Below are 17493 nucleotides of genomic sequence, written 5' to 3'. Positions count from 1 at the left end.
ACGAGCAAAAACGTGGATCTCCCTTCCAGGCTCCGAGCGCTCCTCGACGATCTGCGCCACCACGACTCCGTGCTCTGGCGGCGCGCGGTCGACGCTGGGGTGACCTACGGCCCAGACCTCCTCGTCCGTCACAGCCCCGCGCTGTTCGGTCTCCTCTTCGGGGCGGTGTTGCCGGAGCAGCGGCGGGCCGTGCTCCGGAACCTGCGGCTGGCGCTCGGCGAGCGAGGCGCCCTGGACGAGTACCGCGACGTCGCCCGCGTGTTCATCAACTTCGCCAGCTGCCTCACCGACGCGTTCATCGCGGGCAGCAGCCGACCCGAGCGGCTCACCGGCCTGTGCGTGAATGACGAGCATTTCACGAGCGCCTTCCGCCGCGGCCTCGGGGTGATCGTCGTCACGGCGCACACCGGCGGCTGGCAGGCCGCCGCGCCCCTGCTGCGCTCGGTGCACGCGGCCGACGTGCTCATCGTGATGCAGCGCGAGCGCGACAGCCGCGCGCAGGCCATCCAGGACGGCACGCGCGATCGGGTCGGCGTGCGGATGCAGCACGTCGACGACGATCCGCTCGCGGTGCTCCCGCTGCTCGCTCACCTGCGGCGACAGGGTGTCGTGGCCATCCAGATCGATCGGCTCCCGTCCGGGATGCGCGGCCGCGAGGTCGAGCTCTTCGGCATGCCGTGGCGCGTCCCGGAGGGCCCGCTCCAGCTCGCCGCCGTGAGCGGCGCGCCGATCGTCCCGGTGTTCACCCGACGGACCGGCTTCATGGAGTACGAGATCTGCATCGCGCCGCCCATCTCGCTGCCCCGCAGGCCGGGACCGTCCGAGCTCGACGTCGCGGCGCGGCAGATCACGGCGGAGATGGAACGGTTTCTCCGGGAGAACCTGACACAGTGGTTCCACTTCGAATAAATCAAGGATTTTGAGCCTCAAATGAGAAATCGCGCCGCGGTCGCCCATGCGCTGCATCGGCGCGCAAGCTGGGTTAAGAGTCCGCGCTGATGGCCCGCCTCCTCGTCGGACTGCCCTCGCTCAAGGGGGATATCCAGAAGTACAAAGAGCGCTTCGATCTGGTCGAGCTCCGCCCGGTCGACACGTCGCTGCCTCGCGCGACCACGCTGCGCAAATGGCGCAAGGCGGTGCCGCCAGGCTTCGTCTTCAGCGTGGTGCTGCCGCGCGTGGTCGGTGAGCTCGCGGCCGGGAGCGAGCTCGATGAGGCGCTCTCGACCTCGCTCGAGGTGGCGGCCGTGCTGGAGGCCAGGTGCGTCCTGCTCCAGACGCCGCCGTCGCTTCGACCGACGGCGAGCAACCGCAAGAAGCTCGCGGCGCTCTTCGAGCGCTTGCCCCCGGAAGGGGTCGTGCGCTGCTGGGAGCCGTCCGGGATCTGGGAGCGCGACGACATCGTCGCGACAGCCCGCGCCGCGAAGGTGATCCCGGTGCTCGACGTCGCCCGGGACGCGCCGCCGCCCGGGCCGATCGTCTACTCACGGCTGCGCGCGCTCGGAAAGTCCTCGTCGCTGGGAGCGGCCGCGCTCGAGCGCGTCGCCGACCGCCTGCGCGGACGGCGTGAGGTGTTCCTGGTCGTGGAGGGCGATCGCGCGCACCAGATCAAGTCGCTGCTCGCCGCGTCGCTCGCGCGCAAGCCCGATCGCTCGACAGCTTCGGCCGTGGTAAGGCCTAGCATGCCCATGCCGAACACCCTCGTCGCCGAGGACGAGGAGCAGTGATCCGCGGCGCGGCGGCCACGGCGAGCGACGCCTCTGCGGCCTCGGCTGCTCGGGCTGCGCTCGAGTCGTCGGGCAGCGCGATCGACGCGATCGTCGCTGGCTTCTTTGCCGCGGCTGGCGCGCAGCCTGACGTGCTGCTGGCGCCCGCCGTGGCGCTCGCGGCCGGCGTCGGCGTGGGCGCGAGGGCCTTCGATGGCCGGGCAATCCAGCCTGGGCGCGGCGCGCCGCGGCCGCGCGGGTTCGTCGACGGGCAGAGCGTGCCGGAGGCCGCGCACGTCGCGGTCCCGCGCTCGCTCGGCATGCTGGTCCTGCTGCACGGCTACCTCGGGCGCGCGCGGCTGCGCGAGCTGGTGCGCGCCGGCGTGGCCGCGGCCGAGCGCGCTGGCGCGAGCGGGCGCGCGGCGCTGCTCCGCGAGGTCGGCTCCCTCGGCGCGGTGGCGCTCCGGGCGCGCGACGTGGAACGGGCGCTGCTCGCCGTGGGCGGGCCGGTCGCCGGTGGGACCCTGACCGCCGAGGACATCGCCGAGGCGGTCCCGGCCGAGGTGGAGGCCTCGTCCACGACGATCGCGGAGGGCGCGACGGCGCTCCAGACGCCGTGGCCGACAGGGGAGCAGGCGCGGCCCGCGGACGCGATCGTCGCTTGCGACGGCTGGGGGACCGTCGCCGCGCTGGCCTACACGCGCAGCGACGACGGGATCGCCGTGCCCGAGCTCGACATCGTGCTCGGGCGCGACGCCGTCCCGGTGCGCCGCGGCATCACGCGCCTCGCGCCCGGCACGCCCCTCCCAGCGGCAGCGCCGATCGCGATCCTCCAGCGCAGCACCTTCGCGGCGGCGATCGCGCTGACCGGCAGGCCCAAGCTCGAGGTGAACGCCCTCGGCGCGCTCCTCCACGGGACCGCGCTCGAGGCCGCCCTGCACGAGGTCCGCACGCAGATGAGCGCCGACGGCGCCCTCGCCGTCCTGCGCGACGACCGAGACGCGCGCGCGATCAACCTCGCGCCGGGCTTCATGGCTGGCGCAGGGACGCGGTCAACAGGCGATTGAGGCGAAGCCGGCGCGCGGGCCACCGAGGCCAGCGCTGGCTCGTCGAGCGGCTCGCTTGGCGCTGGAGCCGGGACGGGCCCCAGAAGCCGGAGCTGGCTCGTCGAGCGGCTCGGCTGAAGCCGGGGCAGGCCCCAGGGGCTGGCGCGTCGAGCGACTCGCGGCCAGCGCGCGCTCGTCGAGCGGCCCGGCGTGGCGCAACCTGCCGTAAGCCGGCCGAGCGGCGCTGCCCGGAGCCGGAATGCGGGCCACCAGGGGGACCGCAGGGACCGCTGCCAGGCGCCGCGCGCCGGCTGTCAGCGGTGTGCGCGGACCGAAAACCGGCGGGTCGCGCCGCGGATAGCAAGCGCCTGCCGCCGGGCACACCGGGCATCGGATACATCGGAAGTGGAGCAAGAGCCCCGGGAGAGATGCAGGGGGATCGCCCTGCGCGTTCAGCGACGAAGCGGCCGCCAGACACCTGTCTGGCGCGTCGGCGCGAGGGGCTAGAGCGCGACGCCGTGGCGCTTCGCGTACGCGACGACGCCGATCTTGTCGATCGTGCGGATGTCGCGCGTCGTGAGGTTGAGCTTCACGAAGCGGTTGAGCTCGGGGACCCAGACGCGCCGGGTCTGGATGTTCACGAGCTGCCAGCGCTTCGTCTTGATGTTGGAGTGGGAGACATTCTGCGCCAGAAGCTTCCGCTTCCCAGTGATGTCGCTCTTCGCCATGACGTCCTCGGTTGGAAGGGGGCCGCGGTCGGTACCCCGACCTTTATCGATGAAACCGGCGAGCGCACGCCCTGCGCGGGGGAGCAGGGGGGCTCGGGAGCGCGGGAAAGTGAAGGAAGCCGGGGGACATGTCAAGCGTCCACCGGGGGATCTTTGCGGCTGCACCCCCGAGGCGCACCGGCAAGACCCGCGGAAAGCTCGGCGGGCGAGCGGCGCGACGCGCGCCCAGCGCCAGGCGGCAGCCTGGCGGACGCGGGATCCCTCCACGGAAGTGACCACGGGCCACGCGCCCAACCTTTTGCCTTTCGCCGCAAAACGGCGCCCGCGACCCGGCAAGCGCTCTGGCCCGCGGGCGCTACGTCAGCCACTCGCCGCCCGAGGGCGGCCGCCGGTCCGGCCCATCCTTGTCGGTGGGGCGCGAGTGCAGGTCGATGCGCCGGGCGTCGGCGGCCAGGCGCCAGGCCAGGATCTGGAACAGGCCGAGGCTCGTGAGGGCGGACGTCGCGGCGAACGCCAGACCCGCGGAGAGCACGCTGACGAGCTCCCGAGGCGAGAAGACGCTGAGCTGGGCGACCCTGCCGATGATCAGGTCGACCGTGAAGGAGAGCACCACGGCGACGGCAAGGAACGTCCCGGCGCCCGTCGTCTCTGCCCCCATGAAGCCGGTGAGGCTGGACAGCACCGCCAGGATCACCATCGCGGCGCCCAGCTGGGCCAGGTGAGGATCGAGCAAGGCGAGCTGCGCGACGGCCTGGCCGAAAGAGGGGAGCGCGACGAGGAACGCGGCGACGAGCAGCCAGCGCGCGCCGCTGTACGCCCTGTAGCGAGACCGGAAGACGAGCGCCGCCGGGAGCGCGATCGCAGCCACGGCCCGGGCGGCTCCCCAGCCGAACGCAGTCCCGGAGCTCTGCAGGCCGATGACGGTCGCGATCGCCCCGAGCACCACCATCGCGACGGCGCGCTGCCGGTAGCTCACCGAGGTGAGCGCGGTGAACAGCGCGACGATGCCCAAGACGAACGCGGGCGGCCCCGCGACCACGCCGTCAGGGCGGAGGCCCGCGAGCGACAGGCCGCCGAGAAGGAGAAAGCCCACGCCCACGGCGGCGCACCAGATCCGCGCCGCGTCCTGCGCCGGACGCATCGGCGCGAGATCCTCCATGAGCGCTTCGGACGCGAGCAGCGGCTTGGTGACGTTCTCGCGCACGCTCGGCGGCGGCGCCTCCTCGATCGTGATGACCGGGCTAGACACGAACTGACGCTCGACCGAGGCCGCGGCGTTTGGCGCTGCAGGGGCCGCTTCCTCCGCGGGCCGAGCGGTCGGACCATCGCCCGATAAGGCGCCCTCCGGCTGGGCTGATGCTGCCTTTTCCCGTTCGGCCGTCGCGCGACGGCTCGATGGCGGGCGGTCGCGGTTCGCCTCTCCGTAAGGCTTTTCCATCGATGGAGCTGGATCAGATCTCACGGGCGTCGAGGGGGGTGCTGCGGAGCTGCCCGAGCAGCTCGGCCGAGGTGAGCCGCGCGACCAGGGTGCGCCCGAAGTCTCGCACGGCAGTGAATCCTTGCCCATCCATGGCGAGGGATTGCTCGTCCATGTACAGCCGGCGTGCAATCTCGATCTGCACGGCGTGGACGGCACGGTGCGGTTGGCCGTAGTGCGCGGTGCTGAAACCACCCTTGTAGGGGTCGTCGTGGCGCACGGAGAACCTGCAGGCGCGCGCGTGCTGATCGACCACGTCGATCACCGCGCTCGCGGCGGTCGTCCGCCCGCGCGTCCCGGGGACGATGTCGGCCCGGCCGATGGCGCCCTCCGCATGGCCACGGCGGCTCTGGCTCGGCATCGAGTGCGCGCAGAGGAGGATCGCGAAGCCAAAGCGCTCCCGCTTGCGGGCGAGGATGGCGCTGAGGCTGCGGTGGTAGGGGCGATAGAAGCGGTCGAGCCGGCGCTCCACCTCGCGCCGCGGCAGGCGCGAGATAAGGATGGGCTCGCCATCCGTGGTCACACGCCAGATGAGCCCCCTCGGGTAGGGCGCCCGGCCGCCCCCCTCGACCGCCTCGCCGTCGCAGTCGGCCTCGCTCCGGTTGAGATCGATCACCAGGCGGCTCATCCGGGAAAACAGGAGCGTCGCGCCCTCGGCCGGCGCGTCCTGGAAGAGCGCGTCAACGTACAGATCGGCGTCGCGCCCGATGCTGCGCGCAGGCGCGATGGTCCAGGACAGCGACTCGGGATCCATGTGGACACCCGCGTGCGGTACCTCGACGAGGACCGGGCTTTCCGCTCCGCGGGGCTCGACGACCTCGAAGGGTGACAGCACGACCCCACTGTGACGCATTCCGCGCCCGGCTGGAACCGGGACGGCAGGCACACGGCAGGCACCGGGTTCAAAGAGGTGCGGCCGTCCGGGGCGTCCTGGGTGCACCTGCTCCAGCCCGGCTTTCTGGCGCACTTTGCCGCTTTCGCAGTAGCGTTGGGTGTGGATCTCGCGACCTGGGTAGACGCGTACCTGGACCACCTCCGCGTCGAGCGGGCTCTGGCGCCTCTGACGCTCGAAGCGTACGGCCACGATCTCGCCAAGCTCGTCGCCCACGCGGAGGCGAGCGGGGTCACGAGCGTCGACGGCCTCGACCAGGCGCTGATCGGCACGTACCTGGTCGCGCTCGGCCAGGCGGGCATCAGCGCCAGCTCGGCCGCTCGTCACCTCTCGGCGGTCCGCGGGTTCATCCGCTTCCTGCTGCGCGAGCGCCGCATCGAGCGCGATCCGTGCGCGCTCGTCGAGCGGCCGCGCGTCGGGCGGCGGCTGCCCAAGGTGCTCTCGTTCGACGAGATCGCGCTCCTCATCGAGGCGCCCGAGCAGGGGACCTTCAGGGGGCTGCGCGATCGCGCGATGCTCCACGTGATGTACGCAGCCGGCCTGCGCGTCAGCGAGGTCGTGCGCCTCAAGGTCGCGGACATCGAGCGGCGCAAGGGGATCGTGATGGCGCTCGGCAAGGGCGGGAAGCGGCGGCTCGTGCCGCTCGGCGAGCCGGCGCTCGCCGCCATCGACGCCTACCTGGAGGCGCGCGCCACGCACCCGCGCAGCGCGGCGACCCAGGTGCTGTTCCTCTCCCCACGCGGCGGGCCGCTCACCCGGCAGGCGGTATGGAAGCTCCTCGGGGGATACGCCCGCGCCGTGGGCATCGGCAAGCCGAGCTCGCCGCACAAGCTCCGCCACTCGTTCGCCACGCACCTGCTCGAGGGCGGCGCCGATCTCCGGAGCGTCCAGGCGCTCCTCGGCCACGCGAACGTCGTGACGACCGAGATCTACACGCACCTTGCCGACGATCACGTGCGCGCCGCGTACCGGCGGGCGCACCCGCGGGCATGAGCGCGCGCTCCGCGGCCACCTCGGCTACTTGCAGCGCTTGAGGAACTTGCCGCAGGGCTTGCTCGCGCCCTGCCCCGCGGGCTGGGCCGGCGCCGGGGGGATCTCGTTCAGCTGGAACTCCTGCACGAGCGGCGTGCCGGCCTTGGCGATGACCTTCAGGCTCCGCGGGAAATAGCCGGCGCGCTTCACGCTCACCTGGTGGACCCCCGGGGGCAGATCGAGCTCGAGCTCCGGGGCCTGGGTCGCCTTGCCGTCGACCGTGATCTCCTCGCAGGTGACGGGCTTGCAGGAGATCTTCACCTGCACCAGCGTGGCGGTCGCGGCGCCGGCGTCGGGCGCGGCGCCAGCGTCGATCGCGGGCTCGGCGACCGACGCGCCGGCGTCGGGCGGCTGCGCGGCGGCGGTCGGCTGCGGGAGCGCGGGCTCGGCGGACGGCAGCGCGGCCACGGCGGACGCGGTGGTCGAGGCGCTGGGGACCGGCTGCGGCGTGTCCTTGTGGTCGAGGACGTACCACGCGGCGGCCGTGCCCCCGACGAGCAGCACCGCGGCGACGCCCACCGCCAGGGAAGCGGCCTTGCCCCAGGGCGACCGCCCCGGGGTGCTGACCGCGGTCAGCGCCGTGCCGGCGACCCGCGGGGACGGCGCGGGGCCCTGCGTCTCGGGCGACGGCGCCTGCGCTGTGCTCGCGTCGGCAGGAGGCTGCGGCTGCGCTGACGCGAGCATGTGTGGCGAGGGCCCGAGCGGAGGCGACGGCGCGTGCGGCGGCGACGCGGAGAACTGCGCGAAGGGCGACGGCGCGAGCTGCGTGGCGTCGCCCGGCGGCAGCGGCGCGGGCGCGGGCGCCGCGTGCACCGCGGGAGCCGGCGCCGCAGGCACGACCGCCTCGTTCGCCGAAGGGGACAGGGCGAGCGTCGAGCCCACCTCGATGGCGGCCGCCGAGAAGCCGCTGAGCATGGCCGCGAGCTCGCTCGCGGAGCGGAAGCGCTCGCGCGGGTCGTGCGCCAGCGCGCGCGCGAAGGCGGCGTCGAGCACCGGGCTCAGGGGGACGCCGAGCTCCGCGGCGCGCGCGGACGCGGAGGTGCGCGGGCCCATGATCTCGCGCTGCCACGCGGGTACGTCCATCTGCCCCTGGCAGGAGCGCCAGTACGAGCGGCCCGTGAGCGCGAAGAACGCGACCAGCGCCGCCGAGAAGATGTCGGCGGCGGCTCCGGCGGGGACGCCCGGCTGCAGCTGCTCGGGCGCGAGCCACGGCGCGGAGAGGACATAGCCCTCCGGCGTCGGCAGCAGGGTCCGCGCGACCGACGGCCCGAAATCGGTGATCTTCACGCTGCCCGGAGCGCTCGGGTCGATGAACAGGTTCGTCGGCTTGAGGCCGTGGTGCGGGACCTCGCGGGCGTGCGCCGCGTCGAGCACCGCCGCGAGCGAGCGGAGCATCGCCCCGACCTCCTCGAAGCCCAGCGGACGGCGGACGGCGAGCTCCGCAAGCGACGGGACGTGGATCATGTCCGTCACCGTGAAGGGCGCGGCCGTCGCCGGATCGTAGCCAGCCTCGAGGATGTGCGCGGCGAGCTCGGGCGGCAGCCTGTTCGTCTCGGCCACGTACCGCTGCAGGTGCTGCATCGCGTCCGGGCGCTGGCCGATCACGGGCGAGTACAGCTTGAGGGCGACGTCGCGCGCCTGCGCCGTCGCCGCGCGGAAGGTGGCCGTCACGCCTCCGTAACCGAGGAGCGCGCGGACGGAGAACCTCCCCGCGACGACGCTCCCCGGCGCGACGTTCGGTGCCGTCACGAGATCACTCCCCCGCGACCGAGATCGACTCGATCGATTGCAGGATGGTCGCGTCGGCGCCGGAGCTGTCGTCGTCAGGCACGAAGCCGAGCCCGAGCAGGACCTCGCCCTCCTTGCCGGTGTCGGCGAAGATCAGCAGCGGGCCCTTCTTGGTCCCGCGCGCCGCGCCCTCGGCCTGCCACAGGCCGATCTTCCTTCCGGCGATCTCCTTGGTCTCGAGGGGCTTCTTCCAGTTCACCTTCTTCTTGGGCAGCGTCACGTTGATCTCGTGCGCGAGCGCGTCGAGCGCGGCGTCGCGCTTCTCGGCCGCCTGCTTGCCCTCGCCCACGTCGACCTGCGCCGTCGCGAGGGCCGGGCCCTCGGCCGCTGCGTGCGCGACCGTCGCGCTCTCTGCCTGGGCGTAGGTCCAGCCCTTCACGGGCGTGAGGACGAACGAGCTCCGGGCGATCTTCGCCCGGGTGGACTCGTCGGCCTGGCACTGCTCGTCGAGCGCCTTGCAAGGCTTCGGCGCCGGAGGGGGCGGAGGTTCGGGCGCCGCGGTCACGGGGGGCTCGGGCGCCACAGGTTGGGGTGGAGGCGGCGAGCTGCACGCCGCGGCGAGCGCCGCCGCAGCGCTCAGCGCCAGGGTGGGCCATCGTCGGAAGAACATTGCGCCCGAGCGTTGCAGGACCGGACCCGGTACGGCAAGTAAAGAGCGATCGGGGTGGCGGCTCACGCCGCGGAAAGCGGCGGAGGCCGCGTGAAACGCCGAGCGCGCCGGGGGGGGATGCTCCGGCGCGCCCGCGAGGCGCAGGGGCTACTTGACGAGGGCGCCGACGTCCTGCTCGACCTGCTCCGCGAGGCCCGCAGGCACCTTGCCGTAGAGGCGGGTGCGCTCCGTGATGAGGAAGTAGTCGGGCTTGCCGCTCGCCCCGGGAGGCCCCTTCACGAGCTCGAGGAAGCCCATGTCGCCCGAGCGGCCGGTGTACTCGACCCGCACCACCACCTCCTTCGGCTCCGGGGCGGCGGCCGTGTACTCGGAGGGACGAAGCCGATCGAGCTTGCTCATCCAGTTGCCGACGGTCTCGTCGTTCTGCTCGGGGCTCGCCGCGTCGGCCCAGAACTTCTTGCCCTCGTCGCCGCTGCGCACGAGCTCGCGGCGCTTGTCCGCGGCGATGACCCGCGCCCGGGTGAGATCGACGTCCTTCCACTCGTGCAGGTCCCGCTCGAAGAGGCGCGACTCCGCGGTGTCGAGGTCGCGGTAGATGTCGCCCTTGATGGCGTACACCTCGCCCGTGCCCTCGTCGCGCGCGTAGCGGTCCGCGCCGCCCGGCGTGGCGCCGCCGATGACCAGCTTGCGCTCGGCGCCGCGCAGCTTGACGGTGAGCGTGCCCTCCGGCTCGGCGAGCCCGAACTCGCTGGCGCGATCGTCCGCGATGCGGCCGATCGAGCGCAGCGCCTTGAGCGGCGCGATCGCCTCGGCGAGCTTGTTGCCAGCGCCCACCGAGATGAACGTCTTCGTCGTGACCGTCGGCTCCGGCTCCGCGGGCGGATCGTTGTGCTCGGCGTCGCCCTCGTCGCCGTGCGCGTCGTCCTTCGGCTTGTCGGCCGGGGACGCCGGCCTGCGCTCCGTCGTGCCGACGAAGTAACGGCCCTCCTTGTCCTTCTTCGCCTCCATGACGACCGTCTTCGACTTGCCCTCGAAGGCGATGCGCTCGACGTCCTCGGCGCGGCCGGCCCAGACCGTCACGTCCGCGGTCGACAGCGCGGCCGCCGCCTTGTCGCGGGTCCAGACGAGGATCGCGAACAAGGCCGCGACCACAAGAAGGCCGAGGTGCACGAAAAAGCTGCGATCCAACCTCATGCGCGCCTCCCGCTCGCGCGCCGCCCGCGGCGCGTGATGAAGAGCCCGAGCCCCAGCACCATGGCCGGCGCCACGAGGATCGTGGCCCAGAACCAGACCTGGTCCTTCTCCTTCGTGTGCTCGATCCGGACGTCCTCGTTCGTGGTGATCTCGCCGGCGAAGCTCTCCTCGCCGCCGAGCCACCGGAGCGCGTCCAGCGCGAGCACGATGTTGGGTTCGTTCCTGAACGCCGCGTCGCTGAACGCGTCGGCGTCGGCGACCACGAACGCGCGGAGCTCCTTCTTGTCCTTGCCGTCCGCGCCGCCAGGCGCGAGCTCCTTCGAGACCGCCGCGGCGAGGTTGTAGGCGTTCCGCTTCTCGCTCCCCTCGTCGAACTTGAAGTTGCCGTTCGCGTCGGCGTACGTCTCGCCCAGCGCACGGACGACGAAATCGACCTTCAGGTCGCCGCCCTCAGGCTTGTCGAGCGAGGACGCGCCCGGGAAGATCGTCGGCGCCTGCTGCGCGTGGCGGCTCAGCGTCGAGACCGAGGCGTGCGAGGAGTAACGCGTCGTGACCAGCATCGCCTGGTCGGAGTCGTTGAAGCGCCGCCGCACGTAGACCCGATCGTTCGCGAGGACCTCGGGCTTCCACGCGAGGCCCACGGCGCCCGCGAGCGGAGCGAGGTCGACCTTGGCCTCCGGATCGAGCGCGAGCAGGAGGTGCCCGCCGTCGTCGGCGTACCGCTTGAGGGTCGCGACCTCCTCGGGCAGGAACTCCTTCTGCGGGCCGAGCACGATGACCACGCTCGCGTCCTTCGGGATCTCGCTGCCGAGCCCCTGGGCGAGCCCGAGGTCCTTGACGACGTAGTTCTGGGACTCGAGCAGCTTGCGGAGGTTCTTGGTCGTCCGCCCCTCGGCCGCGGCCGCGCCGGCCGCCTCGTTCATCTCGCCGTGGCCGACCGTCAGGTACGCGGTGCGCTGCGAGCGGATCACCTTGAGCAGCGCCTTCTGGAAGTCCGCGTCGAGGCTCTTCAGCTTCGCGCCGGCGGCCTTCATGTCGGAGCCGATGGTCAGCGTCTCGCGCGAGGTGCCGCGCGAGAGCACGACGACGCCGTCCTGCGTGACCTTCGCCTCCTTGGCGAGCGCGGGGACGAGCAGGCGATCCTGCATCTCCACGGTGACCTGCGGCGACGCCGCCTTCACCTCGCGCAGGTAGCCCTCCACCTCGGCGCCGACCTCGTTGAGCTGCGGGAAGAAGGCCGTGATCTTGAGCGGCTCGGTCAGGCTCTCGGCGACGCGCTTCGTGGAGTCGCCCGGGCGGGCCGTGCGGTAGTACGAGAAGTCCGCCTTGAGCTCGAGCTGGCTCGCGCCGTACACGAAGAGCGCGGAGTAGACCGCCGCGAACGCGAGCGTCACGCCCGAGAGCGTCGCGGCGCGCACCCGCCGGCCCTCGATGCGCTCGGCGCGCCGCATCGGCGCGAGCGCCGCCTCGCCGAACAGCAGCGGCACCGTCGCGATGACGAGCAGCGCGATCCACCCGACCGTCGTGGCCGACTCGATGCGCGCGCGCACGTCGGGCGCGGCCTGGGAGACGCCGAGCAGGGACCGCCCCGCGTCGGTCGTCGTGAAGTAGGCCGCCACCGCGACGAGGCCGAGCGCCGACAGGATCGCGAGCGCGCGCTCGACCGCGCGGCGCTCGCCCGTCTCGCGCACCGCGGTCGCGAAGCGCAGCGCGGTGACGAGGACCAGGGTCAGGAACCCGAGACCCGACAGCGCGTAGCGGAGCCCCTCGATCGTCGGGACCACCCGCTCGCCCAGGAAGATCGCGAGGAGCGCGCCCGCGTACGCCGGCGCCATCCAGCCGCCGGCGTACGCGGGCGGCCTGGTGGGCGCCGGCGCGGCCTGGGGCTCCACGCCCGGCGCAGGATCGGCCGCGCGCTGCGCGGCCTCCGCTTGCTTGCCGTCCAGCTCGGCCTCGTCGGCATGAGCGTTCTTGTCGTTCACCGCCATCGCCGTGCCCTCAGGGTGTGGGTCGCGGCGAGCAGGAAGAAGTACGCCACCGCGACGTAGTACAGGACGTTCTCCAGCCGGAGCACGCCGTTCAGGAACGGCTTCTGGTTGAGCGGGTAGAGGTTCAGCGCGCTCACGAAGTCGTTGAGCGGCGGCTCCGTCACGCGGGCGACGAGGAACAGGAAGCCGAGCGTCCCGAGGATCGCCGCCCCGAGGATGACCGCGATGACCTGGCTCGCCGCGAGCGTCGAGGCGAAGAGCCCGATCGCGAGCGACGCGGCGCCGAGCAGCAGCACCCCGGAGTAGCCGACCAGGATGTGCCCGACGGAGACCTTGCCGTTCACGAAGATGAGCAGCGGCATGTAGATCGTGATCGCCGTCATCAGGGTGACCAGCGCCAGCGCGGCGAGGAACTTGCCGACGATGATCTCGCCGTCGCGCACGGGCGCCGTCTTGAGCAGGATGAGCGTCCCGCTCTCGCGCTCGCCGGCGATGAGGCGCATCGACAGGATGAGCGCCGCGACCATCGTGATGAACGCCGTGCCGTCCAGGAACTTGAGCAGCACCTCCGCCGACAGCCGCGCGCCCGAGCCGAGCGCCGCGACCTGGAAGTAGATGCCGTCGATGAGCAACGCCGCGGCGGCGACGACGTACCCGAGCGGTGACCTCAGGTACGCGGACAGCTCCCGCCGCGCGACGAGCAATGTCCCTCTCATGCTTCGCCCTCGCCTTCCTCCGCCTGCTCTCCCGCAGGGGCCTTCTTCGCCTCGCCGCCGGACCTCGCCTTGTCGGCCGCGGCTGGCTTGTCCTTCGTCGCGTGCGTCGCGAGCCGCAGGAACACCGACTCGAGCTCGCGCTCGCTCCGCTTCACCTCGAGGATGCCGATCCCCGCCTGCACGAGCTCGGCGCAGAGCGCCGCGCGCACGTCGCGATCGGCCTCCACCGCGAAGCTCACGACGTCGCTCCCCGGCTCGGCCGTGGCGATCGGCTCGACCGACGTGACCCCCTCGACCTCGCGCGCGATCTCGAGCGCGCGCGCCGCCTCGCCGCGCGTCACGCGGTAGCCGGCGCCCTCCGCCGCGGGGCCGCGCACGGTGAGCTCGACCCGGACGCCGTGCAGGAGCTTCGCCGAGAGCTCCTGCTCGGTGCCCTGCGCTCCGATCTCGCCGTCCCGGATCACGAGGATGCGATCGCACGTCTCGCTGATCTCGGAGAGGATGTGGCTCGAGAGCAGGATGGTGTGCTCGCCGCGCAGGCTGCGGAGCAGGGCGCGCATCTCGACGATCTGCACCGGGTCGAGGCCGCTGATCGGCTCGTCGAGGACGAGCAGCCGCGGCTTGTGGACGATCGCCTGGGCGATGCCGACGCGCTGCTTGTAGCCGTGCGACAGCGCGCTGATCGGGTCGGCGGCGACGTCCTCGAGCTGCGTCACCGCGAGCGCCTCGGCGACGCGCTTGTCGGCCGCGCCAGCGTCGACGCCGCGCAGGCGCGCGGCGAAGTGGAGGAAGGCGCGCACGCTCATCTCGTCGTAGAGCGGCGGCCTGTCCGGGAGGTACCCGATGCGGGACCGCACCTCGTGCGGGTGGTCTACGACATCCAGCCCGTCCACGAGGACCCGACCCGCGGACGGGAGGAGATCGCAGGCGAGGATCCGGAGCGTCGTCGTCTTGCCCGCGCCGTTCAGGCCGAGCAGGCCGACGATCTCCCCCGCTTCGATCGAGAACGACAGGGGCCCGATGGCCTTCCGGTCACCGTAGTACTTGTATAGGTCGCTGATTTCGATCACGGCCGTGCACCCCTCCGCGAAGGGAAGAAGCTCTCGCGCCGGCGAATCGGACGCCGCGCAGGGCGGCGGTCCAGGCGCCAGCGGCCCCTTACAACAGCGGGTGGCGGAAATCATTCCCGACCCGGCGCGCGCCGGTGGGGTCCGGGCGGAGAACCCCCTCTGCGAACGCGATCGACCAGGACGCGCGGTGAGCGAAGCGACCAGGACGTGAAGGATCTCAGCGTCGGGCGCGGGCGGGCGGGGAAGGGGTGAGGGGAGCGGCGGTGGTCGGGAGGGGCGGTGGTCGCGAGGAACGCTCGCCCGGCTGTCAGCAGTGCTCGGCGATGATCGCCCAGCAGGCGTCCGCGAACTCCCTGTAGGTGGAGCGGTCGAGCGTCGTCTGCGTCACCGGCATCACGTCCTGGTGCTCCGCGAGCATCGGGCGCAGCGCGCCCTCGATGTCCGCGCTCGTCTCGATCCACAGGAACTCCTCGATCCCGTCGGTGATCTGGCCACGGATGAGCCTCGGCACCTCGCTCAGCCGCACCTTCTTCGGGCTGCGCCGGGCGATCGAGGAAGCGATCTGCTCGGCGTGCGCCGGCCACCGCCTGAGCGCGCGGTGGAACGTCGAGCCGACGAGCCGCAGGATCTGCTGCGCGAGCTTCGCCACGCGCGGGCGCTGCACCCGCTCCTCGTTCTCCGCCACCATCGCGAGGTAGTCGTCGCTCATGAGCCGGCGCAGGTCGCTCGTCAGGATCTGCTGCGACTCCGGCGTCATCCGCAGCTCCGCGATGTGCGCGAGGAAGATGTCCCGCAGCATGGTGAGCCGCGCCGTGACCGAGCCGGCCGGGGTCGTGTCGAGGATCTCGGCGAGCGGGTCGATGAGGCGACGCCCGAAGGTGGTGAGGATGTGATCGAGGATCCGCTTCTGGTGCTGCTCGTGGCCGAGCACGGACAGCGCGCGCGCGATGTGCGCCTTGCTCGGCGCGTCGACGAGGATCTCCAGCGGCTGGTCCTGCTGCATCCCCTCGTACATCCGCAGCGACGCGAACATCTCGCGGAACGCGTCCGCCGCGGCCGCCCCCTCGCCCGACTCGCCGTAGACCCGGATGACGAGCCCCGAGTCGGGGCCGGCGTCGAACAGCCGCCGGAGCTCTTCCCGGATGTCCTCGTCCGTGACGAGCGGCCCCGGGGGGAGCGACTTCCCGCGTGGATCCATGGATGTCCAGCCTACGGCAAAGCTCGGCCTACCTGAACCTCTGCGCCCGAGAAAGCGACGGAGGCCGGGATACATACCGGACGCAACGGAGGCGATGTCCCACATGGACCGGCAGCCCGGGCGCGTCGCGCTGGCAGGTGTGACCCTGTGACGCGAGCGCGGAAGAGCTGAATTCCCGCCTCGATGACGCGGGAGACCATCGCCGGGGGCACCCCACCAATCCGAGGTGAGGGAGAGGGATGCGGTCTCTTCGGCGATTCAGATGAAGACGACGGGCTGCTCCCAGATCGCGAGGACGATGCAGCCCTCTGCGCTCGAGACGCTGTGCCGGGTGCCCGGCGTGTTCACCACGAGCGTCCCCACCCGGTGGTGCCCGCGCTCGTCCGACTGGGAACCCGCGAGCACGAAGATGTGCTCGTGGCCGCGATGGACGTGCTGCGGCACCGACGCGCCCGGCGCATAGCGCAGGAGCGCCGCCGAGGCGCCCGCGTCGCCGCTCCCGTAAAGCCGGTGAATCTCGACGCCTTCCCGGAATCGCCGCCAGGGGACGGACTCCGGATGTGCGGTGAGCGCCGCCACATTCGCAATGATGAACGGCAACTGCACAGGTGCGGACTCCCGCGTTGTTGCTGGATTGATGGACGTCATCGCGAATCTCCCGTGTTGATCGAACATGCCACGGCGGGCGGCGAGCGCTCAACGACTATTCAGCAGCGCGCGAAAATTCATGTACGGGAAAAGTTCCAGAAATGAAGAGGGGCGTACAGATCCGAGGTGTGAAGAGCACCCTGAGAACTCCTCTCTTCCCCGGGGCGGATGCGCCGCGCGGACCGCGTTTGCCCGCCCTTTTCCGGCCGCTGCTCGTCTCGCTCGCGCTGCTGCCGGCGGCCGGATGCAGCAAGGAGGCGCCCGGCGAGCAGCCGCTCACGGTGGGCTTCATCTATGTCGGCGCCCGGGACGACTACGGTTACAACCAGGCGCACGCGGAAGGCGCCGCCGCGGTCGCCGGGCTGGCAGGCGTGAAGACCCGCGAGGAGGAGAACGTCCCCGAGACGGTCGCCGTTCAGAAGACGATCGAGAGCATGATCAACCTCGACGGCGCGGCGGTGATCTTCCCGACGTCATTCGGCTACTTCGACCCGCACATCCTCAAGGTGGCAGAGAAGTTTCCGGACAAGACGTTCCTGCACTGCGGTGGTCTTTACGATGCGTCGAAGCACCCGGGCAACGTCGGCAGCTACTTCGGCTACATCGACGAGGCGGAGTACGTGGCCGGCATCGTCGCCGGCATGACGACGAGGAGCGGCAAGCTCGGGTTCATCGCGGCCAAGCCGATCCCCCAGGTGCTGCGCAACATCAACGCCTTCACGCTGGGCGTCCGCAGCGTGAACCCGAAGGCGACGACCTCCGTGATCTTCACCGGCGACTGGTCGATGCCGGTCAAGGAGGCCGAGGCGGCGAACAGCCTCATCGACCAGGGCGTCGACGTCCTCACCGCCCACGTCGACTCGCCCAGGGTGATCATCGAGCTCGCGGAGCGCCGCGGCGCCTTCAGCACCGGCTACCACACCAACCAGGCAACGCTCGCACCGAAGGGGTACCTCACCGGAGCCGAGTGGAACTGGGCCAAGGTGTACACGGACTACATGGCGTCGATCCGCGAGGGCAAGCCCTATCCGCACCTCCTGCGCGGCGGCTTCAAGGAAGGATTCGTCAAGCTCTCGCCCTACGGGCCCGCCGTCTCCGAGGAGGCGAAGAAGAAGGCCGAGGAGGCGAAGGAGGGGCTCACGGAGGGCACGCTCACCATCTTCAAGGGGCCGATCAAGGACAATGAAGGCAAGGTGGTGGTCGCCGAGGCCGTCGAGCAGAAGCAGACCGACATCGTGCTCGAGAACATGAGCTACCTCGTGGACGGCGTGCTCGGCTCCGTTCAATAGCAAAGCGGCGCCCGCACGAGAGGCGGAGTAACCGCCAAGGACGCCAAGGACGCCAAGAGAGCTCACTAATTTTCTCTCTCTTGGCGTCCTTGGCGTCTTGGCGGTTTTCTTCTT

At 71.7% G+C, this 17493-nt stretch carries 16 protein-coding genes; 5 read left to right on the top strand and 11 right to left on the bottom strand.

The window, feature by feature from the left end:
- Nucleotides 1-12: 12 nt before the first annotated feature.
- From WME85_RS27545 to WME85_RS27535, 3 genes are all read left to right on the top strand, one after another.
- A complete protein-coding gene (locus tag WME85_RS27545) occupies nt 13-909 on the top strand; it encodes a lysophospholipid acyltransferase family protein (RefSeq protein WP_437496974.1) in 897 nt (298 codons plus the stop codon).
- Nucleotides 910-998: 89 nt separating this feature from the next.
- Nucleotides 999-1724: a DUF72 domain-containing protein gene (locus WME85_RS27540; protein ID WP_437825336.1), complete on the top strand. Its 726-nt coding sequence runs from the start codon at nt 999-1001 to the stop codon at nt 1722-1724.
- The gene (locus WME85_RS27535; protein WP_437825335.1) at nt 1721-2770 is read left to right on the top strand and encodes a hypothetical protein; all 1050 of its coding nucleotides are present in this window, start codon (nt 1721-1723) and stop codon (nt 2768-2770) included. Before WME85_RS27540 ends, WME85_RS27535 begins: the two co-directional genes overlap by 4 nt.
- Before the next feature lie 482 nt (nt 2771-3252).
- Here the strand turns inward: WME85_RS27535 and rpmB are convergent, their stop codons facing one another.
- From rpmB to WME85_RS27520, 3 genes are all read right to left on the bottom strand, one after another.
- Nucleotides 3253-3477: a 50S ribosomal protein L28 gene (gene rpmB, locus WME85_RS27530; RefSeq protein ID WP_061608570.1), complete on the bottom strand. Its 225-nt coding sequence runs from the start codon at nt 3475-3477 to the stop codon at nt 3253-3255.
- 355 nt (nt 3478-3832) lie between these two features.
- Nucleotides 3833-4726 carry a hypothetical protein gene (locus WME85_RS27525; protein WP_437825333.1) on the bottom strand — a complete coding sequence of 298 codons (894 nt, stop codon included), beginning with the start codon at nt 4724-4726 and terminating at the stop codon, nt 3833-3835.
- 202 nt (nt 4727-4928) lie between these two features.
- Complete coding sequence (locus tag WME85_RS27520; RefSeq protein WP_437825332.1) at nt 4929-5987, bottom strand: N-formylglutamate amidohydrolase; 1059 nt, start codon at nt 5985-5987, stop codon at nt 4929-4931.
- On the opposite strand from WME85_RS27520, the gene xerD reads away from it, so the two are divergent.
- Nucleotides 5949-6839: a site-specific tyrosine recombinase XerD gene (xerD, locus tag WME85_RS27515; protein WP_437825331.1), complete on the top strand. Its 891-nt coding sequence runs from the start codon at nt 5949-5951 to the stop codon at nt 6837-6839. The two genes, WME85_RS27520 and xerD, sit on opposite strands and share 39 nt — an antisense overlap.
- Nucleotides 6840-6863: 24 nt before the next feature.
- On the opposite strand, the gene WME85_RS27510 is transcribed toward xerD, so the two are convergent.
- The 8 genes from WME85_RS27510 to WME85_RS27475 all read right to left on the bottom strand — a co-directional run bounded on the left by WME85_RS27510 (nt 6864) and on the right by WME85_RS27475 (nt 16042).
- Nucleotides 6864-8627: a serine/threonine protein kinase gene (locus tag WME85_RS27510; protein ID WP_437825330.1), complete on the bottom strand. Its 1764-nt coding sequence runs from the start codon at nt 8625-8627 to the stop codon at nt 6864-6866.
- A gap of 4 nt (nt 8628-8631) precedes the next feature.
- The gene (locus WME85_RS27505) at nt 8632-9276 is read right to left on the bottom strand and encodes a hypothetical protein (RefSeq protein ID WP_437825328.1); all 645 of its coding nucleotides are present in this window, start codon (nt 9274-9276) and stop codon (nt 8632-8634) included.
- Between the two features lie 147 nt (nt 9277-9423).
- The gene (locus tag WME85_RS27500) at nt 9424-10470 is read right to left on the bottom strand and encodes a DUF4340 domain-containing protein (RefSeq protein WP_437825327.1); all 1047 of its coding nucleotides are present in this window, start codon (nt 10468-10470) and stop codon (nt 9424-9426) included.
- A complete protein-coding gene (locus tag WME85_RS27495; RefSeq protein ID WP_437825326.1) occupies nt 10467-12458 on the bottom strand; it encodes a Gldg family protein in 1992 nt (663 codons plus the stop codon). The genes WME85_RS27500 and WME85_RS27495 overlap by 4 nt, the downstream gene beginning before the upstream one ends.
- The gene (locus WME85_RS27490) at nt 12449-13174 is read right to left on the bottom strand and encodes an ABC transporter permease (RefSeq protein ID WP_437301995.1); all 726 of its coding nucleotides are present in this window, start codon (nt 13172-13174) and stop codon (nt 12449-12451) included. Before WME85_RS27490 ends, WME85_RS27495 begins: the two co-directional genes overlap by 10 nt.
- Entirely contained in the window at nt 13171-14244 is a 1074-nt protein-coding gene (locus WME85_RS27485; RefSeq protein ID WP_437825325.1) for an ABC transporter ATP-binding protein, read from the bottom strand. Before WME85_RS27485 ends, WME85_RS27490 begins: the two co-directional genes overlap by 4 nt.
- A gap of 307 nt (nt 14245-14551) precedes the next feature.
- Nucleotides 14552-15442: a hypothetical protein gene (locus WME85_RS27480; protein WP_437825324.1), complete on the bottom strand. Its 891-nt coding sequence runs from the start codon at nt 15440-15442 to the stop codon at nt 14552-14554.
- A 258-nt stretch (nt 15443-15700) separates the two neighbouring features.
- Nucleotides 15701-16042, bottom strand: coding sequence for a cupin domain-containing protein (locus WME85_RS27475; RefSeq protein ID WP_437825323.1), 342 nt, complete (start codon nt 16040-16042; stop codon nt 15701-15703).
- 176 nt (nt 16043-16218) lie between these two features.
- Here WME85_RS27475 and WME85_RS27470 point away from each other — a divergent pair, with 176 nt between their 5' ends.
- Complete coding sequence (locus WME85_RS27470; RefSeq protein ID WP_437842369.1) at nt 16219-17379, top strand: BMP family ABC transporter substrate-binding protein; 1161 nt, start codon at nt 16219-16221, stop codon at nt 17377-17379.
- Nucleotides 17380-17493: the final 114 nt, after the last annotated feature.

The organism is Sorangium sp. So ce1153, from assembly GCF_051521595.1.
GTDB lineage: Bacteria > Myxococcota_A > Polyangia > Polyangiales > Polyangiaceae > Sorangium.
This window is presented reverse-complemented; position numbering and strand designations above follow the sequence as displayed.